The sequence below is a fragment of the Microbacterium sp. KU4F genome (genome assembly GCF_056868075.1).
This window is the reverse complement of record NZ_CP200324.1, coordinates 2928811-2950531: the sequence shown is the minus strand read 5'-3', so window position 1 is coordinate 2950531 and position 21721 is coordinate 2928811. Positions and strand designations below refer to the sequence as shown.

Here is a 21721-nt window from a genome sequence, read left to right as displayed (position 1 = left end):
CCTACCCAGCGGACCTTTGCACAGCCGTCCCCCACGCCGCCGCGATCTGCCACGGCTGTTCCGCGTCGCGCAGCGGGCCGCATCCGACTACTCTCGTCGGGTGCACCACCCCCGTACCACCAGCGCTTCGTCCTCCTCCCCCGGCCGTCTCGACCGCTTCTTCGGCATCACGGCGCGCGGCGCCACGGTGGGCGGCGAGATCCGCGGCGGCATCGTCACCTTCGTGGCGATGGCCTACATCGTCCTGCTCAACCCGATCATCCTGTCCGGCGGAACGGATGTGGCCGGCAACACCCTCGGCTTCGCCCAGGTCGCCGCGACCACCGCGCTCACCGCCGGCGCCATGACCATCCTCTTCGGGTTGGTCGCCCGACTGCCGTTCGCGTTCGCCGCGGGTCTCGGCATCAACTCGTTCCTCGCCGTCAGCGTGGTGGGCGAGGTCACCTGGCCCGAGGCCATGGGCCTTGTGCTCATCAACGGCCTCCTGATCGTGCTGCTGGCCGTCACAGGCCTGCGCCGCCTCATCTTCGATGCCGTACCGATGGCGCTGAAGACCGCCATCACGGTCGGGATCGGCCTGTTCATCGCCTTCATCGGGTTCGTCGACGGCGGACTCGTGCAGAGCACGGGCCTCGCGTCGCCTCCCGTCGGTCTCGGTGTGAACGGCTCGATCGCCACCGTCCCGACGCTCCTGTTCGTGCTCACGCTCGTGACCATCGCGATCCTTCTCGCCCGCAAGGTCAAGGGCGCGATCCTCATCGGTCTCGCGGGCGGCACCGTCGTCGCGGTCATCGTCGAGGCGATCTGGCACCTCGGCGCCCGCGCCGACGGCAACGCCGGCGGATGGGGGCTCAGCGTGCCCGAGATCCCGGCATCCATCTTCAGCCTGCCCGACCTCAGCCTCGTGGGTCAGGTCAGCTTCGGTGCCTTCGACCGCATCGGAGTGCTCGCGGCCGCGATGCTCGTGTTCACGCTGCTGTTCACGAACTTCTTCGACGCGATGGGAACGATGACGGGCCTCTCGCGCGAGGCGAACCTCGCCGATGAGCGAGGCAACTTCCCACGCCTGCGCTCCGCGCTCGTGGTCGAGGGCATCGGCGCCGTCGCGGGCGGACTGACCTCGTCGTCGTCCAACACGGTGTTCATCGAGTCCGGCACCGGCATCGGTGAGGGCGCCCGCACGGGCCTCGCGAACCTCGTGACCGGTGGACTCTTCCTGCTGGCCATGTTCGTGACGCCCTTGACCACCATCGTGCCGAGCGAGGTCGCCTCGGCCGCCCTGGTCGCCGTCGGCGCACTCATGATGAGCCAGATCCGCCACGTCGATCTCACCGACGTCTCGGTGCTGATCCCGGTGTTCCTGACGATCACGGTCATGCCGCTGACGTACTCGATCGCCAACGGCATCGGTGCGGGCTTCGTCAGCTGGGTCGTCATCCGCTCGCTGTCGGGGCACGCCCGTCGCATCAGCCCGCTGCTGTGGATCGTCGCCGCCGGCTTCGTCGTGTTCTTCGTGCGCGGTCCGATCGAGGCGGCCCTCGGCGGCTGAGCCACCACCTCGACGCCGAACGTGTGTGCGGGCGCTCAGGCCTCGCGCGGCTCCAGCACGAAGATCGCGATCTGACGGTCGGTCTTGGTCTGATAGACGGCGTAGTCGGGCCACACGGCCACCGCGCGTTCCCACCACAGCTCGCGTTCGTCGCCCTCGAGCTCGCGCGCGGTGTAGTCGCGCTTGACGGCGCCGTCCTGCAGTTCGACGTGCGGGTGCTTGCGGATGTTGTTCCCCCAGGCGGGCTCCTCGGGCGCCCCACCCTTGGACGCCACGACGAGGTAGTCCCCGTCGTGCTCGACGCGCATGAGCGCGGTCTTACGCAGGCCGCCGCTCTTGGCACCCACGGTGGTCAGCACGATGATCGGAACGCCGCGCAGCTCACCGCCCTCGGCGCCGTTGGTGGCTTCGTAGAGCTCGGCTTGCGACCGGGCCCACTCGGACGTGCTCGGCTTGTACTCCCCTGTCAGCGGCATGCGTCCAGGCTACTGCGGCGGGACACGACGAAGGGCGGATGCGGGGGCTCGACCGCCCGCATCCGCCCTTCGCGAGGGGGCCTTACAGGCCCTGGATGATCTCGCGCATGAGCGCGGCGGTCTCGGACGGCGTCTTGCCGACCTTCACACCCGCGGCCTCGAGCGCTTCCTTCTTGGCCTGCGCGGTGCCCGCTGAGCCCGAGACGATGGCGCCGGCGTGGCCCATGGTCTTGCCCTCGGGGGCGGTGAAGCCGGCGACGTAGCCGACGACGGGCTTCGTGACGTTCGCGCGGATGTAATCGGCCGCACGCTCTTCGGCGTCGCCGCCGATCTCGCCGATCATCACGATCGCCTTGGTCTCGGGGTCGGCCTCGAACGCCTCGAGCGCGTCGATGTGCGTCGTGCCGATGATCGGGTCGCCGCCGATGCCGATGGCGGTCGAGAAGCCCAGGTCGCGCAGCTCGAACATCATCTGGTAGGTCAGCGTGCCCGACTTGGAGACGAGGCCGATCGGGCCCTTGCCGGTGATGTTGGCGGGCGTGATGCCCACGAGCGACTCACCGGGGGTGATGATGCCGGGGCAGTTCGGACCGATGATGCGGGTCTTGTTGCCCTTCTCGATCGCGTAGGCCCAGGCCTCGGCCGAGTCGCCGACCGGCACGCCCTCGGTGATGACCACGAGCAGCGGGATCTCGCTGTCGATGGCCTCGATCATGGCGTCCTTCGTGAACGCCGGCGGCACGAAGGCGATCGAGACGTCGGCGCCCGTGGCCTCGATGGCCTCGGCGACGGTGGCGAAGACCGGCAGCTCGACCGGGTTGCCGTCCTTGTCGGTGTGCGAGACGGTCGTGCCGGCCTTACGTGCGTTAACGCCGCCGACGACCTGGGTGCCCGCCTTCAGCATGAGGGCGGTGTGCTTGGTGCCCTCGCCGCCGGTGATGCCCTGGACGATGACCTTGGAGTCCTTGTTGAGGTAGATCGACATGTCTGTGTCCTTATCCGATGCGGGCGATCAGGCGGCGGCCAGCTCGGCGGCCTTGTCGGCGCCCTCGTCCATGCCTGCGGCGAGGGTCACGAGCGGGTTGTTCGCGGCCGCGAGAATCGCGCGACCCTCCTCGACCTGGTTGCCGTCCAGGCGCACCACGAGCGGCTTGGTCGCGGTTTCGCCGAGGATCTCGAGCGCCTTCACGATGCCCTCCGCCACGGCGACGCACGAGGTGATGCCGCCGAAGACATTGACGAAGACGCTCTTGACCTGCGGGTCACCCAGGATGACGTCGAGGCCCGCGGCCATGACGGTGGCGGATGCGCCGCCGCCGATGTCGAGGAAGTTGGCGGGCTTCACGCCGCCGTGGTTCTCGCCGGCGTAGGCGACGACGTCGAGCGTGGACATGACCAGGCCCGCTCCGTTGCCGATGATCCCCACCTGACCGTCGAGCTTGACGTAGTTGAGGCCGGCTGCCTTCGCCTTGGCCTCGAGCGGGTCGGCCGCATCCTTGTCCTCGAGCTCTTCGTGCTCGGGGTGGCGCACCTCGGTCGCGTTGTCGTCGAGTGTGACCTTGCCGTCGAGGGCGATGATGTCGCCGTTCCCGTCGAGGATGAGGGGATTCACCTCGACGAGGGTCGCACCCTCGCCGGTGTACACGGCGTAGAGCTTGACGAAGACGTCGGCGACCTTCTCGACGAGTTCCTCGGGGAACTTCGCCGCGCGGGCGATCTCGACCGCCTTGGTCTTGTCGATGCCGGTGAGCGCGTTGACCTCGATGCGCGCGAGAGCCTCGGGCTTCTCGACCGCGAGCTGCTCGATCTCCATGCCGCCCTCGACGCTGGCCAGCGACAGGTAGGAGCGGTTCGAGCGGTCGAGCAGGACCGAGAAGTAGAACTCCTTCTCGATGGAGGCGCCCGCGGCGACCATGACCCGCTTGACGACGTGGCCCTTGATGTCGAGGCCGAGGATCGCCTTGGCCGCCTCGTACGCCTCGTCGGGGGTCTTCGCGACCTTGACGCCGCCGGCCTTGCCGCGACCGCCCGTCTTGACCTGGGCCTTGACCACCACGACGCCGCCGAGCTTCTCGGCTGCCGCCTTCACCTCCTCGGGGGTGTCCGCGACGATACCGGCGAGCACCGGCACCTCGTACTTCTCGAAAAGGTCTCGTGCCTGGTACTCGTACAGATCCACTGGGCTTCCTTCGCTGGGTCCGAGGGAGGATGACGCAAAACGTCTCGACGTCGAGATATCGACCAGTCCCCCAGCCTACTCCCCGCGCGGGAGTGCTCCGTTCACGCCTGTGCAGACGAGGGCGGCCTCACGCGCCGCAGATCCGACAGCGCGGGGCCCTCGATGCGGCGTCCGTCGGGCGCGAAGCGCGAGGCGTGCAACGGGCAGTCCCACGTGCACTCGGCGTCGTTCCAGTTCAGCACGCCACCCAGGTGCGGACAGACCGCCGAGACCGCGCGCACCTCACCGTCGACCCGCGAGACGCCGACCGGGCGCCCCGCATCCGCGCCGACGACGCCCTTGCCCTCCGACGGGATGCGGGGCGGATGCCGGAGCGCACCCGCCCACCCCTGGACCGCGTGAGCGCCGACCTTGGCGTTCTCCGCCGCACCCTTGGCGAGATCAGCGGGCACGGTGATGCGGGTGCCGAGCCGGCGCATCCAGTCGGCACGCTCGCTCTCGCCGATGCCGTCGATCTCGGCGGCGATCCGCAGCGCGGCCGCGGGACCGTTCGTGAGGCCCCACTTCGCGTAGCCGGTCGCGAATCGCACGCGGCCACCGGTGCGGGGCATGACTCCGGCGAACGGGATCAGGTTGTGGGAGGTGTAGTCCTGTGCCGACCAGCGGTGGGTCGGCACCGCCTCCGGCACGTGACGCCGGGTCCAGGCGATCAGCTCCGCGATGCGCGCGCGTTCGGATGCGGCGCGCCCGACCGGGTGTCCGCCGCCCCCGACGATGAGCCGCGTCTGCTCCCACCGACCATCGCGTTCGGACACGGTGCGCACCGACCTGCTCGGCGCGTCCGCGGACAGGAACATCCCCTCCGGGAGCGCCACCTCGTCCGGCACGGCGAACGCGACGGCGTACGAACGCATCGCGGAGACCTTCGCGAAGTACAGGCCGCGATCGAGCACGGCCGCACCCGTGGCCAGCACGATGTGCTCGGCCGTCATGTCGCCGCGCGCGGTGTGCACCGTCGGCATCCCCGATGTCGAGACCCCCGTCGCCCGCACGCCGGTGTGCAGCGTGCCGCCCGCGGCGAGGAAGGCCGACGCGAGGGCATGCGCGGCCGCATCCGGATCCATCCCCAGCTGGCCGTCCAACGCGACGGCGGAGCGGGCCGGGAACGGCAGGTCGAGCTCGTCAGCCGCGGCCCACCGAACCGGCAACCCGGCCTCCCGGGCGGCCTCGAACTCCTCACGCACCCGGGCACGGCCGGCGTCGTGCTGCGCGTACGTGAAGGCGGTGCGCGCCTCGTACGGCAGGCCCACGCGATCGGCGAACGATCGCAGCCAGGCTGCCCGTCCAGGTTCGCCTGCACGTACGCGCGCACCAGGGAGGGCGAGTGGTGGGAGCGCAGCGCCGACAATTGCGTCCCTTGCAGCAGCGACACCTTGCCCGTGTTCGCGCCCGTCGCGAGTCCGGCGACCTCGCGCGCCTCGAGCACAACGACCTCACGCCCGGACTCGGCGAGCAGCAGCGCCGTCGCGAGCCCGGTGATGCCCGCTCCCACCACGACGATCTCGTGTTCACCGGGGACGAACGGCGTCGCGGGGACGCTACGGGCGTGCTGCTTCCAGAGGAGATCCATGCGGCGCAGTCAACGCGCACCGCGGTCGGTGTCCTCGGGGCTTGACACGGCGACGGGGTCGACGGCCCGGCGCGGGAGCGGGTCTAGGCTTGCTCCGCAGATGAGCGAGACAGCTTCCCCCTCAGCCGCGCGTGACGATGTCGTCGCCGCGGCCCTCGACCTGTTCGCACGGCAGGGTTTCGAGGCGACCTCGGTCGACCAGATCGCCCAGGCCGCCGGCATCTCGCGCTCCACGTTCTTCCGCCAGTTCGGCGGGAAGGACGACGTGGTCTTCGCCGATCACGAGCTCCTGCTCGACAAGCTCCGCACCTACCTCGCCCGACCGCACGAGAACCCGTGGGAGGCGGTCTGCGAGGCCTCGATGCAGGTCTACCGCCACTTCGCGGCAGACCCCGAGCTCGCTCGCCGGCGCTACACGGTCGTGCGCGACGTGCCGGCGCTGCGCGACCGCGAGATCGTCACCGTCTTCCGCTACGAGCGGCTCTTCGACGAGTACCTGCGCACGGCGCTTCCCGGCCTCGATCCGCTGGACGCGGTGAGCTTCGCGGCCCTCGTCACCGCCGTGCACAACCACGTGCTGCGCCGCCTCCTGCGCGGACCCAAGAAGGTCCCGGCCTCGGCACTGCGCCGAGCACTCGACGACTGCCTCGACAAGTTCGGGGTCGGCTCCCACGCATCCCAGGCGCCCGACGACGTCGTGGTGGCCGTCTTCCCCCGCCGCATGCCGGCCGCGGAGGTCGCCCGCCGCCTCCGCGACGACCTGCGCTGAGCGCCGCCTCCGCGACGAGCGGCGCGACGTCTGCACGATCCGTGGTGCAGACGTCATCTGATGTGACGGATGCGGCGCCGGATCCCGCATCCGCCGTGCACGCGTCGCGGCCCCCGCGCCTCGGCGCGTGTGGCTCAGGGAGCGGGCAGCAGCGACAGCCCGTGGAGCAGGTCTCCGCGCGAGGCTGCCGCGCACACGCGCACCCACCCCTCACCCGAGGCACCGAAGGCGGATCCGGGCGCGAGGGCCACGCGCTCGGTGCGCAGGAACTCCTCCGCCCACGCGGCGACATCCCCGCCGGTCGCGTGGCGCAGATCGATCCACAGGTAGAACGCGCCGTCGGGCACCCGGTAGGCGATGCCGCGCTCATCCAGCAGCGCTGTCGCCGCATCCAGGTTCTGCCGGTAATGGGCGCGGGCGAGGGTGATGTTGCCCTGGTCGCCGGTGAGCGCTGCCACGCCCGCGCGCTGATCGGGTACGGCCACACACGCGATCATGGCCTCCTGCACCGTACGGAGGATCTGGTCCATACCGAGCGGGGTGATGAGGAAGCCGACGCGCACCCCCGTCATGGCGTACGACTTCGAGAGGGAGAACACGCCCAGCACCCGGGGCTCGTCGCTCAGCGCGTCGAGCGCTGTCAGGCTCACGTGCGGGTCGCCCCACGTCAGTTCCGCGTACACCTCGTCGCTGATGATCCAGAGGTCGCGCCGGCGCGCGAGTTCGAGGATCCCCCGCGCGAGCTCGCCGTCGATGACCGTGCCGAGCGGGTTCGACGGCGAGTTCACGACGATCGCGCGCGTGCGCGGTGTGATGAGCGCCTCGATCCGATCCAGCTCCGGCAGGAAGTCCACCTCCGGACGCAGCGCGTACGGCACCGGTACCGCGCTCAGCATCCGCGGGCTCATCGAGAACGTCGTGTACCCGGGGTCGGGCACGAGCACCTCGTCGCCGGGGCCCAGCACGAGGCCCATCGCCTGGTGCAGGGCCTGCGTGCCGCCCACGGTGACCCAGACCCGCTCCGGCGACAGGGCGACGCCGTGGTTCGCGGCGAAACGATCGGCGAACGCCTGGCGCAGCGCCGGGATGCCGGCGTTGGCCACGTAGTCGGTCTCGTCCGCCTCCCAGGCCCGCGTGGCCGCGTCGATGATGTGCGCCGCGACGGGCACATCGGGCTCGCCGACCGCGAGCATGGTGACGTCGTCGAGGGTGAGCGCGATCTCGAAGATGCGACGGATGCCGCTGGGAGGAACGGATCGCAGGTGGTCGCTGAGGGCCGGCACCCGCTCAGGCTAACGCGTCACGGCAGCGCATCCGCACAGTGAAACTGAGTGCCAGAGTTGGCGGCACAGCGTCCCACGCGACTATCGTGTGCGCATGACTCCTCTGCCGGGCGACACCGCCGCCGCCTACGACGTGACCGCGCGGCTGGACACCGACTACTACGCCGTGTTCGCCGACATTCCCGCCGCCGACCGAGCGGTCCGGGACCGCGCGAAGGCCTACGTCGACGAGGTCGGCGATCGCATGGTCGCCGCCTGGGACGACAGCTCTACCCGCTGGATCTCGTCACCCGTCTGGGCGAGCTCGATCTGTACAACGACGGCATCGACCACCCTCGGCTCACACACTTCTCCCCGCTGGCCGCGGGCCTGGTCAACATGGAGGTGTCGCGGGGCGACGGCTCGCTCGGCACGGTGATCGCGGTGCAGGGCGGCCTCGCGCTTCGCACCCTCGCTCTCTTCGGATCCGCCGAGCAGCAGGAGCGGTGGCTCGAGCCGCTCGCCCGCGGCGAGGTGCTGGGCTCCTTCGCGCTCACGGAACCCGATCACGGATCCGACTCCGTCTCGCTCGAGACCGTCGCTCGCCGTGACGGCGACGAGTGGGTCCTGCGCGGCGCGAAGAAGTGGATCGGCAACGGTGCGTCCGGCGGCATCACGTTCGTGTGGGCGCGCGTGGACGACCCCTCCGCCGACGAGCACGGCGCGGTGCGCTGCTTCCTGGTCCCGCAGGACACCGCGGGCTACAGCGGCACGGTGATCGCCGGCAAGGCGTCGCTGCGCGGCATCCACCAGGCGCACATCGCCCTCGACGACGTGCGCCTGCCGGCGGATGCGGTGCTCCCCGGCACGCGCAGCTTCAAGGATGCGTCGACGGTGCTGTACTCCACCCGCTCCGGCGTGGCGTGGTCGGCGCTCGGTCACGCCACGGCCTGCTACGAGGCCGCGCTGTCGTACGCGCAGCAGCGTGTGCAGTTCGGCAAGCCCCTCGTGAAGTTCCAGATGGTGCAGGAGCGGCTCACGCAGATGCTCGACGAGCTCACGGCGATGCAGCTTTACTGCCGCCGCATGGCGGACCTCGAGACCGCGGGAGCTCTGCGACCCACCCAGGCCTCCCTCGCGAAGTACCACAACACCCGCGCCGCACGCCGCATCGCCCAGACCGCGCGCGATCTCATGGGCGGCAACGGCATTCTGCTCGAGAACCGCGTGATCCAGCACATGGCCGACATCGAAGCCATCCACACCTACGAGGGCACCGAAAGCGTGCAGGCCCTGCTCATCGGCCGCGACATCACGGGCACCGGCGCGTTCGTCTGAGCCCCACTGCCGCTCCGGCATCCGCGCGTCAAGACGCAGACGCCGGACGGATGCGGCCGATACGGTCGTCGCATGGGACTGTTCCGCCGCGCACCGCAGGAGGTGACGCTCACCTCCCGCGAGGTCGAGCTCACCGCACACCGTGCTCCGTGGAGCCTCTGGGGCGATGCGTTCGGACGCCTCGCGATCCGCGGGCTGCAGATCATCGTGATCGTCGCCATCCTGGCCGGAGCCATCTGGGGCATCCGCCAGGTCACGGTCGTCGTCATCCCGCTCATCCTCGCGCTCATCTTCGCCTCGGCCTTCGCACCGGTCATGACGTGGATGCGGCACAGGGGCGTGCCATCGATCCTGGCCACGCTCCTGACGCTGCTCACCGTCGTCGTGCTGCTCACCGGACTCGGATGGATCATCGTGTGGGCGGTCCGCGACCAGTGGGACGACCTCTCGTCGCAGGCGCAGGGCGGCTTCCAGCAGCTGCTCGACTGGGTCAACACGCTGCCGTTCGCCCCGACGTCGGCGCAGATCGATGAATGGATGGGGCAGCTCGGCGACTTCGTGACGAGTGCACAGTTCGGCAGCGGCGCCCTCGCGGGCGTGAGCGCCGTCGCCAGCTTCGTCACCGGCCTGGTCCTGATGGTCGTGATCCTCTTCTTCTTCCTGAAGGACGGCCCGCGGATGTGGGAGTTCCTGCTGCGCCCGTTCCACGGCACGTCGTACGTGCGCGCGCGGCGGATCGGCGACAAGTCGGTGCAGGTGCTCGGGTCCTACGTGCGCGGCACGGCTGCCGTCGCCTTCGTCGATGCCGTCGGCATCCTGATCGGGCTGCTCATCCTGCAGGTCCCGCTCGCCATCCCGCTGGCGGTCCTGGTCTTCCTGCTCGCCTTCATCCCGATCGTCGGAGCGGTCACTGCCGGCGCGCTCGCCGCGCTGGTCGCGCTCGTGGCGAACGGACCGGTCATCGCGCTGATCGTCGTGGGAGTCGTGATCGCCGTCAACCAGCTCGAGGGCAACTTCCTGCAGCCGGTGCTCATGGGCAGGTCGATGAAGCTGCACTCGTTCGTCGTGCTGGTCGTGCTGGCCGGTGGAACGGCGATCGGCGGCATCCTCGGCACACTGCTGGCCGTGCCGCTGACCGCGGTCGTCTGGGGCATCATCGAGGTGTGGGACGGCCCCGACACCCCGGCGAAGTGGGCGAGGCCCAAGAAGCGCGAGCAGCGCGTCGCAGCGGGCGACGCGACGGCCTGAGGAGCACCCCGTGCGGTACGAGATCCCCGCTCCCATGCTCGCCAAGGCGGTCAAGGACGTCCCGGATGCGGCCGGCTGGAGCTTCGAGCCCAAGTGGGACGGCTTCCGAGTGCTCGCCGCGTGGGACGGGGAGAGCGTGGAGTTGGGGTCGCGCGGCGCGAAGCCGCTCACCCGGTACTTCCCCGAGCTGGTCGAGGCACTGCCGCGCGTACTGCCCGAGCCGTGCCTCATCGACGGCGAGATCGTCATCCCGACCGGCCTGCCGGGCGCGCAACGGCTGGATTGGGAGGCGCTCAGCCAGCGCATCCATCCCGCCGCCTCCCGCGTCACGAAGTTGGCGGACGAGACGCCCGCCTTGCTCATCGCCTTCGACCTGTTGGCTCGCGGCGACCGCGATCTGCGCGACGCACCCTTCGCCGAGCGGCGCGCCGAGCTCGAGGACCTGTTGGCGGGTGTCCAGCCTCCCGTGCACCTGACCCGCACGACCGGCGATCCCGCGACCGCGCAACGCTGGCTCGCCGAGTTCGAGGGCGCCGGTCTGGACGGCGTCGTCGCCAAGCGACTCGACGACGCCTACCAGCCGAACAAGCGCACGATGCTGAAGATCAAGCACGCCCGCACCGCCGACGTCGTCGCGCTCGGCTACCGCGTCCACAAGAGCGGTGTCGGCGTGGGCTCGCTGCTGGTAGGGCTCTACGACCACGAAGGTCGCCTGCGCAATGTGGGCGGGGTGTCGGCGTTCACGGATGCGCGGCGCCGAGAGCTCGTCGACGAGCTGGCTCCCCTGGTGGTGCGCGACGAGTCGGGCGACGCGGTGACGGGTGAGACCGAGCGGTCGAGATTCGCCGCATCCAAGGACGTGTCCTTCGTGCGCCTGCATCCGGAACGGGTGCTCGAGGTGCGCTACGACCAGCTCGAGGGGATGCGATTCCGTCACACCGTGCAGTTCGAGCGGTGGCGCCCGGACCGCGATGCACGCTCGTGCACCTTCTCGCAGCTCGAGCAGGTCTCGGCCTACGACCTCGGCGACGTGCTCGACTGATCGATCACTCCTCCGAGCGCGCGCGACTGGGCTGTACGCGCGGCGGCTCGCCGGGCATCTTCGGGAATTCGGGCGGGAACGGCAGCTCTCCGAGGCCGTCATCGAGGTCGCGCTGCCACCACTCGAGCAGGGTGTCGATGCGTCCGGGATTGCGCGCGATGTGCTCCCACGGGTCACCGATCTCCGCGAGGCGGCGTGGCACGGTGCGCACGGTGAAGGCGTGGGGATCGACGGAGGGAAGTTCGTCCCAGGTGATGGGGGTGGCCACTGTCGCATCGGGAAGCGCCCGTGGACTGTAGGCGCCGGCCATCGTGCGGTCGCGGTTGGTCTGGTTGAAGTCCACGAAGATCCGCCGCCCGCGCTCTTCCTTCCACCAGTTCATCGTCACCCGCTCCGGCTCCCGGCGCGCCAGCTCGCGGCCCGCGGCGATCGCCGCGTGGCGCACATCGAGGAACTCATGCGTCGGCTCGATCGGACAGAACAGATGGATGCCGCGGTTCCCGCTCGTCTTGATCCACGAGTCGAGACCCGCCTCCGCCAGCACCTCGCGCATGAGAGGGGCGATGGCAGCAGCATCCGAGAAATCCGTACCGGGTTGGGGGTCCAGATCGATCCGCAGCTCGACGGGTCGATCGGGGTCGGCGGCGAGCGAGGCCCACGGATGGAAGACCACCGTGTTCATCTGCACGGCCCACACCAGCGCTGCCGGCTCCGTGAGCACGACCTGCGGATGGCTGCGCCCGCTGTTGTAGGTGACGGTGACCGCATCGACGTAAGCCGGGGTGCCCTTGGGCGGGTTCTTCGAGAAGAACGCCTCGCCGTCGATGCCGTCTCGGAACCGCTCGAGCGAGACCGGACGGTGTCCGTTCGCGCGCAGGAACGGTTCGGCGACGGCCAGGATGTAGTCGACGAGCTCGCGCTTCGTGATCCCTACCGCCGGCCACACCTCGCGGGACGGACTCGAGACAGAGATCTCCCGGTCGCCGTCGGGCCCGGGGACGATCACGGTGGTGCGTTCGCTCGCCATGACCCGACCCTAGGGGCGCCGGCTCGCGCCCCGCATCCCCTTGCGCTCGGGAGCGCCGCGCCCCACCCGGCTTCGGGCGACCCGCGGATGCGGGTGTCAGGCGCCGAGGGCGAGCACCGGCGCGAGCTGCGCGCGGCTGAGACGGATCCAGGGCCCGGCGGGGTTCACGATCACTCCGGAGATGCCGTCGTCGGAGCGCAGCGCCCGTGCCAGCTGTTCGGGCGTGACCTTCGCCGGCTGGTCTCCGCGCCCGAGGGCGACGAGCTCCAGCGGGTGGGAGAAGAGCTCGAGGATGCGCTCACCTTCCGTCGTTCGGAGCTCCGCGATGCCGATGCGGTCACCTTCGCCACGGCGGGCGGCGACCCAGACCGGCGCGTAGGTGAGCGCGTCGGCGATGTCGCCGGCCGTCTCGTCGGTGCGGTCCGCGGCCAGCAGCGTCTTCACCGCCAGGTGCGGGTCGAGGTCGGCGAGGGCCTTCTCGATCAGAGGCTTCGGCAGGATGGCGGAGCCGGGACGCGACGCGTGGTCGACGGCGATGCCGCCGAAGTCGCCCGCGACGATCTGACGCAGGAGGCTGATGACGGGCTGTGCCAGCGCCGAGGTCGACGCGTCGCCGTCGGCGCGCACCGCATCCTGCAGCGCCCGGCCGCTGGAGTACACGAGCATGTACTTCTGCTCCTGGTACGTGATGACCGATGTCGGCAGGTTGTCGCCCTTTGCGAGGAGTTCGCGGGCGTCGCCCTGCACGCGGATGTAGACGTGACCCTGCAGCAGCTGACGTGCGACGTTCATGAGCTCGACCGGCTGCGCCTTCTCGGGCAGCGCCGCGAGCGCGTCGCGCAACAGGACGTTGTCGCGCAGCCCCGGCACGGTCTCCAGGTCTTTCGACGCCTCTGCGGCGGGAGAGGCGAGGTGCGGCGGCCTGGCGGCAGCCATGGCCGAGACGCCATCCGGCAGGGCCGGGGCGGCGTCCGGCGTGCGGTTCTCACCGAAGGTGCTGACCGAGATCGGCACGTGGGGGACGTTCTCGGTCGGCGCCTCGGGCGTCGCCTCGGCGGCAGCGGACGCGGCCGCATCCCGTTCGGGTTCTTCGGAGGGCTTGGGTCGGCGCGAGAAGAGTGCCATCGGGCCAGCCTAACCGCGCGACGCGGGGCGCGCCGGGGCGTGACTCAGATCTTCTCGATCGGCGCGATCTTGATCAGCAGCTTCTTGGCTCCGGCGCTGTCGAAGCGCACATGCGCGATGCGCTTGGCACCTTCGCCGGTGACCGCATCGATGCGCCCCTCACCGAAGTCCTCGTGCCGGATGCGGTCGCCCGCGGCGAGCTCGAGGTCGCTGTTGTCGCGCACCTTCGCCGGGATCTTGTTCGCGAAGCGCTCGAGCGAGGTCGACTTGGGCAGCAGCGGCGGGTTGTCGTCGCGACGCGAGCCCCACCCGCCGGGGCGTCGGGCGTTGAGGGCGCGCGACTGTGCGCCGCCGCGCGAGTTGACGTCGCCCGGCGACTGGCGCCAGTCGATGAGCTCGGCGGGGATCTCCTGCAGAAAGCGGCTCGGCATCGCGACCGTGACCTCGCCGAACTGCGCGCGGGTCATCGCGAGGGTGAGATGCAGGAGCTTGCGCGCGCGGGTGACGCCCACGTAGAACAGGCGACGCTCTTCGGCGGGGCCGCCGGGCTCGTTCGCCGAGATGCGGTGCGGGATGAGGTCTTCTTCGACACCGGTGAGGAAGACGGCGTCGAACTCGAGGCCCTTCGCGGTGTGCAGGGTCATGAGCGAAACGGAGCCCGATGCGTCGTCGAGGTCGTCCGCGTCGGCGACGAGCGCGACCTCGGTGAGGAAGTCGCTGATCGTGCCCTGCGGGTTGTTGCGGGCGAACTCGCGCGCCACGGCGACGAACTCGTCGAGGTTCTCGAGGCGGGCCTCATCCTGCGGGTCGCGGCTGGCACGCAGCGCGTCTGAGTAGCCGCTTTTGCTCAGCAACAGCGACAGCGCCTCGGCGACGGCGGTGGGCGGCGCATCCTGCCCCTCGGGCAGCAGCAGCGCCGTCGCCTCGGTGAGCACGCGGTCGAGCTGGGTGATCGCCGCCTGGATCTTGGGCCCGACGCCCAGCGCCTCCGGCGAGGCGAGCGCCTCACGGAACGTGATCTGGTTGTCCTCCGCGAAGCGCGCGATGGCCGTCTCGGTCACGTCGCCGATGCCGCGACGCGGCTTGTTCAGGATGCGGCGCACCGCCATCTCGTCGGCGGGGTTCGCCACGGCGATCAGGTAGGCGAGCGCGTCCTTGATCTCGGCGCGCTCGTAGAACTTCGTGCCGCCCATGATCTTGTACGGCAGGGCGGAGCGGATGAAGATCTCTTCCAGCGCGCGCGACTGCGAGTTGGTGCGGTAGAAGACGGCGATGTCGGAGTAGGCCGTGCCGGCGCGGTGGATCTTCTCGATCTCGTCGGCGACGAACTGGGCCTCGTCGTGCTGCGAGTAGCCGGTGAAGCCGACGATGAGCTCGCCCGCACCCACATCCGTCCAGAGCTTCTTGTCTTGCCGGTCGAAGTTGTTGCGGATGACCGCATTGGCGGCCGAGAGGATGTTCTGGGTCGAGCGATAGTTCTGCTCGAGCAGCACGACCTTCGCACCGGGGAAGTCGCGCTCGAACTCGCTGATGTTGCGGATGTCGGCGCCACGGAAGGCGTAGATGGACTGGTCGGAGTCGCCGACGACGGTGAGGGACGCGGCCTCGACCTCGGGCGCCTTGTCGGGCTCGAAGATCATCATGCCGCCCGCGGAATACGATTCCCCTTCGCCTGAGACGGGGCGCGTCAGTTCGCGGATGAGCGAGTACTGGGCGTGGTTGGTGTCCTGGTACTCGTCGACGAGGATGTGGCGGAAGCGCCGGCGGTAGGTGTCGGCCACCTGCGGGAAGGCACGGAAGAGGAAGACGGTCTGGGCGATGAGGTCGTCGAAGTCGAAGGCGTTCGCGCGACGCAGCGCCCGCTGGTAGTCGCCGAAGACCTCCACGAACACCCGCTCTGCGGGGTCGCTCATGTTCGCCTGGCGCGCGTACCCCTCGGCATCCTGCAACTCGTTCTTGAGCTTGGAGATGCGGCTCTGGACGGCGGCGGGGGTGAGACCGAAGGCGTCGGCCTCGTGCTCTTTCACGAGTCGTTTGATGAGCGCCCGCGAGTCGCCGGAGTCGTAGATCGTGAACGAGCTCGTGAATCCGAACTGCTGCGCCTCGCGGCGGAGGATGCGGACGCAGGCGGAGTGGAAGGTCGAGATCCACATGCCGCGCGCGCTGTCGCCCACGAGCTGCTCGACGCGCTCGCGCATCTCGCCTGCCGCCTTGTTGGTGAAGGTGATGGCCAGGATCTGACTCGGCCACGCCTCACGCGAGCGCAGCAGCGACGCGATCCGGTGGGTGAGCACGCGGGTCTTGCCGGAACCGGCGCCGGCGACGATGAGCAGCGCCGGCCCGCGGTAGATCACCGCCTCCCGCTGCGGGCCGTTGAGGCCGGCGAGGAGGTCGGCGTCGGGACGTGCGGAATCGCCGGCGGGGCGAGCGCCGTCACCGCCGATGATGAGGGGCGTGGAGGCGTCGGTCATGTCCCTCCAAGTCTAGGCGCGACCGCCGACACCCGCCCGGGCCGGCGGTCGCGTACCGTCTCTGCTGCGACATCTGCACGGCCGATCGCCATCGGGTCGCCACATCCATCTCAGCACGCAACACCAGCCCCACCGATCGTGCAGATGTCGCAGCGCCTGCGGCGCACAGACCGTGCCGAGCCGCGCGGGCGCGTGACGCGGTGACGCACAGGGTCATCTTGCGACATGCACTGGCGCGCTCCCCTACCCCGGGTTAGCGTCGAGGCATCGCGGCGATCCGGGTGGTCCCGGGCTCCGGTTCATACCCGGAAGCGTTGCGGGTTCGACTCCCGCCGTCGCGTCTACTTCGCCTCACGCGACACGCGCCTGCCCGCCATCATCGCTCCGTCAGACAGACACCCCTGAAGTGAGCAGCGTCATGTCGTTTCCCCGGGTGCGTGAGGATGGACGCATGGCAGCGAACGGAACGCGCGCGGCGGGGGCGAAAGACACCCGCACGCGGGTACTCAAGGCGGCGGCCGAGTTGTTCTCGGTGCGCGGATACGGCGGCACCACGCTGCAGGCCATCGCGGATCACGCGCGGGTTTCGGTCGAGACCGTCGGGCTTCTGGGGCCGAAACGACGGTTGCTGCGGTCTGCCTTCGACATGGCGTTCGCCGGGCACGGCGCGGCCTTCCCCGCAGCGGGGCAGCCCGCGTACGTCGACCTCGCCGAGGCCTTGGACTTCCCCAGCGCGGTCGAGCAGTACGTGCGGTTGCTCGCGGCCTCCCTCGCACGCACGAGCGGCCTGTGGAACGCGTTCCACGCGGCGGCGGATGCCGATCCCAAAGCGGCCGCGTCGTTTGCCGAGGTCCGAGCCGAACGGCGGCGCGAGTTCGGGCGCACGGCTCAATGGTTGGCCGATCGCGGAGTTATTGCTGAGGACGCCGTGCCCGACATGGTGCGGGAGTTCTACATCATTGCCTCGCACGAGACGTACACGCTCCTGACATCCGAGTGCGGTTACACCGTGGAGACATTCGGCGAGCGCCTGCTGGCACAGGTTCACGGCTTGATCGTGCCCCCGGTGCCGGCGTAGCCTGCCACTTCCGCACGCGCAAGGGACGCTGCGGTCGTCTTCTCGACGCCGCCTGCAGCGAGACCGCCTGAGTTCAGTACGGTCCGACCGTAATCAGCTCGCGGCGGCGTCTGAGCCGTCGATACCGTACCCACGCTGACTGGCGTTGTCGTCACCCCGGAGCGGGGTCCGCCTGAGGTGACGAAACGAGTCGAAGGGGGCGGCGTGGTCATTCCCGCATGCACGACCACGGTCCACAGTGACGGTGCGACCTCCCTCCCCGCGACCGGCCTGGATGCCGGAGTGTGGATGCCGCTGGCGATCATCGCCGCTGCCCTCATCGTGGCGGGGTTCGTTCTCATCCTGTTCCGCCACCGTCGGGCGCACGTCGTCGCCGCGCTGGCCGTGCTCGGCATCGTGGCTGGCGCGACCCTCGCGTCTGCGCCCGCCGCGCAGGCGGCCGACACCCCCCAGACGTGCTCGCTCCTGCGGGTCGAGGCGGTCGACGCGCAGATGCTCGCCGGGCTCGTTCCCGGAGACAGCGCCGGGGCGCTGCGCTACCGGGTGACCAATGTCACCGGTGCGCCGATCGACATCCGTGTGAACACCGTCGTGACGTCCGACGCGGGCGGTCTCGGCCACGACATCGACACCGTCATCACCCTCGACGGTCGTGCCTCCACCACGGAGGCTCTGTCCGACGAGCCGTCGAGCACCACCGTGCGCGTGGCGCCCGGCGCCAGCGTCAGCGCCGTCTACACCCTCACCCTCGCGAGCACGGTCGACAACAGCAAGCAAGGACAGACCGTCCGCTACGACAGCGTCATCACCGCCCTCCAACCCTGAGCTCCACCCACATCCCGCCCGAAAGGCACTCTCATGACCGATACCGTCACGCCCGAAACCGTCACCGCACCTCGTCGACGGATGCCGAAGCGCACCGCCGTCGCCGTCGCCGCAGGCGCCGCCGCCATCGCCCTCGGCGTGGGCGGGTTCCTCACCACGACCGCCGCGTTCACCGACAGCGAGTCAGTCACGGGCAACATCGTGAAGACGGCCACGCTCACGATCGGCAAGAGCGCATCGCAGACGATCGCGCTCGAGAAGCTGATCCCCGGTCAGGAAGTCGTGCAGAACGACGTGCTCACGTTCACGAACGCCGGCAACGTCGACTTCGGCTACACGATCACCCTCAAAAACGTCACCGGACCGGCCGCCCTGCAGGCGTGGGTGCCCGTGAAGATCTCGGCCGGCGGGAAGACCGAGTCGGGAACCCTCGCCTCGCCGCCCAAGATCACCGGACTGTCCCTGGCCCCCGGTGCTGCTGCGGTCGACGTCGACGTCACCATCGGCCTCGACGCCAACGCCGACAACACGGTCAAGGACACGGCCGCCGGCTTCGACCTCGTGGTCGACGCGACCCAGAAGTAAATGCCTTCAAAGCTCCGCACGTGCGCATCATCCGTTCCCTTCTCGCCGGCCTCGCCCTGACCGCCGTGGTCGTCGCGGGGGCGCTGCCGTCGACGACGGCGGCGTTCACCGACGCGACCGCAGCGACGGGGAACACCGTCAGCACCGGCAGCCTCACCGCGACAGCGGTCGACGCCACGACGGCGCAGCCCTCGGCGACGAGCATCGATGTCGCGTGGGGCGCGGCATCCGTGCCCGGCTCGTCACTCGCCCCGTCGTACACGGTGGAGCGCTCGGCCACGGCGGACGGGGCGAACCCGACGACGATCTACACCGGCGGCGACACCCGGACCACGGATGCCGGTAGCGTTCCGGCAGAGGCGGCCGACATCCCCTTCACGGCGATCAGCGCAGGCCAGAGCCACACGGCAGCGCTCGCCGAGGACGGCTCGGTCTACGTCTGGGGAAGCAACCGCTACGGCCAGCTGGGCGTCACGTATCAGGAGGTCGACGTCTCGTCGGTGCCGCGACGGATGGGAGCGGACCGCTTCGGGGGGCAGCGCATCACCGCCATCGCCGCGGGCCACTTCCACACCGTGGCGTTGGCGGAGGACGGAACCCTGTACGCCTGGGGAAGGAACTCCCAGGGTCAGCTCGGCGACGGCGGCACCTACAACTCGCCGGAGCCGACCCAGATCGGTGCGTCGCGCTTCGGCCGGCAGAAGATCGCCGCGATCGCGGCGGGCGGCTATCACACGGTGGCGCTGACAGCGGCCGGGAACGTCTACGCCTGGGGCGGCAACGCCGAGGGGCAGCTCGGCACCGGCAGCGCCAGCAACCCCGTATCGATCCCCCGGCTCGTCCAGGCGGAGCGGTTCGGTGGACAGGAGATCGCCGCGGTCGCCGCAGGCGCCACCCACACCGCTGCCGTGACGAAGAACGGCGGGGTCTACACGTGGGGAGACAACTCCGTGGGGCAGCTCGGCGACGGGAGCACCGAGGACTCGGCCGTGCCCGTGCCGGCGGGGGCGGCCGAGCTCGACGGCAAGCGGATCACCGCCGTCGCCGCCGGCTTCTTCCACACGGCGGCCGTGACGGATGACGGCTCGCTCTACACCTGGGGACACAACACCAGCGGGCAGCTGGGCGATGGCACGAACACGAACTCGCCGGTGCCCGTGCTCGTGGAACGGGACCTGCTCGGAGGCGGGAGCGTCGTGGCGGTCGCGGCCGGACGCTCGCACACCATCGTGGCGGCGGGCGGCGCGGTATACAGCTGGGGCCTCAACGTGATGGGTCAACTCGGCGACGAGACCGCCGGCGGGAGCTCGCTGTCACCCGTGCGCATCGGCGCGGAGCGCTTCGACACGCACGAGGTCGTCGCGCTCACCGCCGGTGAGTACCACTCGTTCGCTTTGGCGGGCGGCGCCGCGTACGGCTGGGGGTCCGGCTACCAGGGACGACTCGGCAATGGGACGGAGGAAAGCTCGGGAACCCCGAAACGCGTCGTCGTCACCGGTGATCCCGCGTGTGCTGCCGGCGCCACCACCCTGGCGGACGGCTCGTGCTCGCTCGCCCCCGATACGGCCTACTACTACCGGGTCACCTACACACTCGGAAACTGGAGCGCTCCCGCATCCGCGTGGACCCCGCTCACCACCGGGCTCGCGGCGCTCACTCCGTCGCTCGCCGACGGCGCGACGTCGACATCGACGTCGCTGAACGTGACGTGGCCGGCGACGAGCACGCCATCCACCTACACCCTCGAGCGTTCCGCGTCGGCCGACGGCGCCGATCCGACCACCGTGTACTCCGGCGGCCACACGACCGCGACCGACACGGGGAACATCCCGGCCGAGGTCGCCGCGATCCCGTTCGTGTCGGTCGCCGCGGGTGAGCTGCACACCATCGCACTGACGACGGACGGCGAGGTGTACACGTGGGGGAACAACTGGCGCGGGCAGCTCGGCAACGGCACGATCTACGCATCCTCGACCCCGGTGAAGGTGGCGCCTGAGCTGTTCGACGGCCACAAGATCACCGCTGTCGCAGCGGGCGAGTATCACTCGGTCGCGCTGGCGGACGACGGCGCCGTGTGGGCATGGGGCTACGGCACGAGGGGACAGCTGGGCGACGGCAACGTGTTGGACCGCGAGCTTCCGGTACACGTGGAAGCAGGTCGCTTCGGCGGGCAGAAGATCACCGCGATCGCCGCGGGCGGCGAGCACACCGTTGCTCTGACGGAGAACGGTCAGCTGTACACCTGGGGCGGCGGCGGGGAGGGGCAAGCGGCACCGGGAATTCCTCGCCGATTCCCGAGAACGTCGACTCCGCATATTTCGGTGGACGCAGGATCACGGCCATCGCCGCGGGGCACGCGCACACGGTCGTCGTGACAGAAGGCGGCGCCGTGTTCGCCTGGGGAAGCGGCACGCGCGGTGAGATCGGCAACGGCGGATTTGCGGATCAGTGGTTCCCTGTTCCCGTCGACATGACGCCCTTCGCCGGCCAGAAGGTGGTGGCTCTCGCCGCCGGAGAAGGCCACACGGTCGCGCTGACGGAGGCGGGCGCCGTATACGCCTGGGGCGACAACGGGAACGGTCAACTCGGGGACGGAACAGCCCTCAACAGGGCGGTACCCACGCCCGTCGACGCTTCCTGGTTCGGCGGGAAGACGATCGGTGCCATCGCGGCCGGCGAGCGTCACACCCTCGCCGTCACGCAGGACGGCACGGTCTTCGCCTGGGGCAGGAACGACCACGTGCAGCTCGGACATAACGCCCTCTTCGTGTCGCTGCTTCCGGCGGCCGTGAACGTCTCGGAACTCGGCGGGCGGAAGGTCATCGGTGTCGCGGGGGGACAGTCGCATACGGTCGCTGTCACGGAGGACGGTGCAGTGTTCACGTGGGGGGACAACGCGCACGGGCAGCTGGGCAACGGCACCACCGAGCCGGAGGGCGTCCCGACCGCGTTCTCGGCGCCGACGCGAGTCTTCTGCGCTGAGGGTGCCGTGCTCACGGGTGATCGATGCTCCCTCACCCCGGACACGACCTACTACTACCGGGTGAGCTATACCCACGGCGACCGCACGGGCCCGGCATCCGCCTGGGTTCCGCTGCGTACCTTGGAGCCATAACC

Annotated in this window: 19 protein-coding genes, 1 tRNA gene and 1 pseudogene; 12 read left to right on the top strand and 9 right to left on the bottom strand. The window is 70.0% G+C overall.

Annotation, left to right across the window (positions count from 1 at the left end):
* The first annotated feature begins 100 nt into the window (after positions 1-100).
* Positions 101-1549, top strand: coding sequence for an NCS2 family permease (locus tag AC1VNH_RS14715; RefSeq protein WP_483112249.1), 1449 nt, complete (start codon positions 101-103; stop codon positions 1547-1549).
* A 35-nt stretch (positions 1550-1584) separates the two neighbouring features.
* Here AC1VNH_RS14715 and AC1VNH_RS14710 read toward each other — a convergent pair whose 3' ends face one another.
* From AC1VNH_RS14710 to AC1VNH_RS14690, 5 genes are all read right to left on the bottom strand, one after another.
* The gene (locus tag AC1VNH_RS14710; protein WP_234073495.1) at positions 1585-2025 is read right to left on the bottom strand and encodes a nitroreductase family deazaflavin-dependent oxidoreductase; all 441 of its coding nucleotides are present in this window, start codon (positions 2023-2025) and stop codon (positions 1585-1587) included.
* Positions 2026-2107: 82 nt separating this feature from the next.
* The gene (gene sucD, locus AC1VNH_RS14705; RefSeq protein ID WP_243226884.1) at positions 2108-3010 is read right to left on the bottom strand and encodes a succinate--CoA ligase subunit alpha; all 903 of its coding nucleotides are present in this window, start codon (positions 3008-3010) and stop codon (positions 2108-2110) included.
* Between the two features lie 27 nt (positions 3011-3037).
* A complete protein-coding gene (gene sucC, locus AC1VNH_RS14700; RefSeq protein WP_483112247.1) occupies positions 3038-4204 on the bottom strand; it encodes an ADP-forming succinate--CoA ligase subunit beta in 1167 nt (388 codons plus the stop codon).
* Positions 4205-4305: 101 nt separating this feature from the next.
* Entirely contained in the window at positions 4306-4683 is a 378-nt protein-coding gene (locus AC1VNH_RS14695) for a Rieske 2Fe-2S domain-containing protein (RefSeq protein WP_483112737.1), read from the bottom strand.
* Between the two features lie 509 nt (positions 4684-5192).
* Positions 5193-5723 carry a hypothetical protein gene (locus tag AC1VNH_RS14690; protein ID WP_483112736.1) on the bottom strand — a complete coding sequence of 177 codons (531 nt, stop codon included), beginning with the start codon at positions 5721-5723 and terminating at the stop codon, positions 5193-5195.
* On the opposite strand from AC1VNH_RS14690, the gene AC1VNH_RS14685 reads away from it, so the two are divergent.
* Together AC1VNH_RS14685 and AC1VNH_RS14680 are read left to right on the top strand one after the other, a co-directional pair.
* Positions 5622-5879, top strand: coding sequence for a hypothetical protein (locus AC1VNH_RS14685; RefSeq protein WP_483112751.1), 258 nt, complete (start codon positions 5622-5624; stop codon positions 5877-5879). The two genes, AC1VNH_RS14690 and AC1VNH_RS14685, sit on opposite strands and share 102 nt — an antisense overlap.
* A gap of 55 nt (positions 5880-5934) precedes the next feature.
* Positions 5935-6603: a TetR/AcrR family transcriptional regulator gene (locus AC1VNH_RS14680; protein WP_483112246.1), complete on the top strand. Its 669-nt coding sequence runs from the start codon at positions 5935-5937 to the stop codon at positions 6601-6603.
* Between the two features lie 134 nt (positions 6604-6737).
* Here the strand turns inward: AC1VNH_RS14680 and AC1VNH_RS14675 are convergent, their stop codons facing one another.
* Positions 6738-7886 carry a pyridoxal phosphate-dependent aminotransferase gene (locus tag AC1VNH_RS14675; RefSeq protein WP_483112245.1) on the bottom strand — a complete coding sequence of 383 codons (1149 nt, stop codon included), beginning with the start codon at positions 7884-7886 and terminating at the stop codon, positions 6738-6740.
* Between the two features lie 94 nt (positions 7887-7980).
* Here AC1VNH_RS14675 and AC1VNH_RS14670 point away from each other — a divergent pair.
* From AC1VNH_RS14670 to AC1VNH_RS14660, 3 genes and pseudogenes are all read left to right on the top strand, one after another.
* Positions 7981-9203, top strand: a pseudogene (locus AC1VNH_RS14670) (acyl-CoA dehydrogenase family protein).
* A 72-nt stretch (positions 9204-9275) separates the two neighbouring features.
* On the top strand, positions 9276-10451 hold the full coding sequence (locus AC1VNH_RS14665; protein ID WP_483112244.1) for an AI-2E family transporter: 1176 nt from the start codon (positions 9276-9278) through the stop codon (positions 10449-10451).
* A gap of 10 nt (positions 10452-10461) precedes the next feature.
* On the top strand, positions 10462-11493 hold the full coding sequence (locus AC1VNH_RS14660; RefSeq protein ID WP_483112243.1) for an ATP-dependent DNA ligase: 1032 nt from the start codon (positions 10462-10464) through the stop codon (positions 11491-11493).
* A 4-nt stretch (positions 11494-11497) separates the two neighbouring features.
* On the opposite strand, the gene ligD is transcribed toward AC1VNH_RS14660, so the two are convergent.
* The 3 genes from ligD to AC1VNH_RS14645 all read right to left on the bottom strand — a co-directional run bounded on the left by ligD (position 11498) and on the right by AC1VNH_RS14645 (position 16116).
* The gene (gene ligD / locus AC1VNH_RS14655; RefSeq protein WP_483112241.1) at positions 11498-12520 is read right to left on the bottom strand and encodes a non-homologous end-joining DNA ligase; all 1023 of its coding nucleotides are present in this window, start codon (positions 12518-12520) and stop codon (positions 11498-11500) included.
* A gap of 96 nt (positions 12521-12616) precedes the next feature.
* The gene (locus AC1VNH_RS14650; protein ID WP_243226875.1) at positions 12617-13645 is read right to left on the bottom strand and encodes an SseB family protein; all 1029 of its coding nucleotides are present in this window, start codon (positions 13643-13645) and stop codon (positions 12617-12619) included.
* 44 nt (positions 13646-13689) lie between these two features.
* Positions 13690-16116 (bottom strand): ATP-dependent helicase, encoded by a 2427-nt coding sequence (locus AC1VNH_RS14645; protein WP_483112239.1) that lies wholly within the window; start codon positions 16114-16116, stop codon positions 13690-13692.
* 268 nt (positions 16117-16384) lie between these two features.
* Here AC1VNH_RS14645 and AC1VNH_RS14640 point away from each other — a divergent pair.
* The 6 genes from AC1VNH_RS14640 to AC1VNH_RS14615 all read left to right on the top strand — a co-directional run bounded on the left by AC1VNH_RS14640 (position 16385) and on the right by AC1VNH_RS14615 (position 21719).
* Positions 16385-16457: transfer RNA gene (locus AC1VNH_RS14640), tRNA-Met, on the top strand.
* 110 nt (positions 16458-16567) lie between these two features.
* The gene (locus tag AC1VNH_RS14635) at positions 16568-17194 is read left to right on the top strand and encodes a TetR/AcrR family transcriptional regulator (RefSeq protein WP_483112238.1); all 627 of its coding nucleotides are present in this window, start codon (positions 16568-16570) and stop codon (positions 17192-17194) included.
* Positions 17195-17398: 204 nt separating this feature from the next.
* On the top strand, positions 17399-18019 hold the full coding sequence (locus tag AC1VNH_RS14630; RefSeq protein ID WP_483112237.1) for an LPXTG cell wall anchor domain-containing protein: 621 nt from the start codon (positions 17399-17401) through the stop codon (positions 18017-18019).
* Positions 18020-18052: 33 nt separating this feature from the next.
* Complete coding sequence (locus AC1VNH_RS14625) at positions 18053-18604, top strand: hypothetical protein (RefSeq protein ID WP_483112235.1); 552 nt, start codon at positions 18053-18055, stop codon at positions 18602-18604.
* A gap of 20 nt (positions 18605-18624) precedes the next feature.
* The gene (locus AC1VNH_RS14620; RefSeq protein ID WP_483112234.1) at positions 18625-20979 is read left to right on the top strand and encodes an RCC1 domain-containing protein; all 2355 of its coding nucleotides are present in this window, start codon (positions 18625-18627) and stop codon (positions 20977-20979) included.
* Complete coding sequence (locus AC1VNH_RS14615; RefSeq protein WP_483112735.1) at positions 20895-21719, top strand: RCC1 domain-containing protein; 825 nt, start codon at positions 20895-20897, stop codon at positions 21717-21719. Before AC1VNH_RS14620 ends, AC1VNH_RS14615 begins: the two co-directional genes overlap by 85 nt.
* Positions 21720-21721 lie beyond the last annotated feature (2 nt).

Coding starts and splice junctions, on each gene's coding strand:
- AC1VNH_RS14710 (WP_234073495.1), bottom strand. CDS start 2,025: ATGCCGCTGACAGGGGAGTACAAGCCGAGCACGTCCGAGTGGGCCCGG.
- sucD (WP_243226884.1), bottom strand. CDS start 3,010: ATGTCGATCTACCTCAACAAGGACTCCAAGGTCATCGTCCAGGGCATC.
- AC1VNH_RS14695 (WP_483112737.1), bottom strand. CDS start 4,683: ATGCGCCGGCTCGGCACCCGCATCACCGTGCCCGCTGATCTCGCCAAG.
- AC1VNH_RS14680 (WP_483112246.1), top strand. CDS start 5,935: ATGAGCGAGACAGCTTCCCCCTCAGCCGCGCGTGACGATGTCGTCGCC.
- AC1VNH_RS14665 (WP_483112244.1), top strand. CDS start 9,276: ATGGGACTGTTCCGCCGCGCACCGCAGGAGGTGACGCTCACCTCCCGC.
- ligD (WP_483112241.1), bottom strand. CDS start 12,520: ATGGCGAGCGAACGCACCACCGTGATCGTCCCCGGGCCCGACGGCGAC.
- AC1VNH_RS14650 (WP_243226875.1), bottom strand. CDS start 13,645: ATGGCACTCTTCTCGCGCCGACCCAAGCCCTCCGAAGAACCCGAACGG.
- AC1VNH_RS14645 (WP_483112239.1), bottom strand. CDS start 16,116: ATGACCGACGCCTCCACGCCCCTCATCATCGGCGGTGACGGCGCTCGC.
- AC1VNH_RS14635 (WP_483112238.1), top strand. CDS start 16,568: ATGGCAGCGAACGGAACGCGCGCGGCGGGGGCGAAAGACACCCGCACG.
- AC1VNH_RS14625 (WP_483112235.1), top strand. CDS start 18,053: ATGACCGATACCGTCACGCCCGAAACCGTCACCGCACCTCGTCGACGG.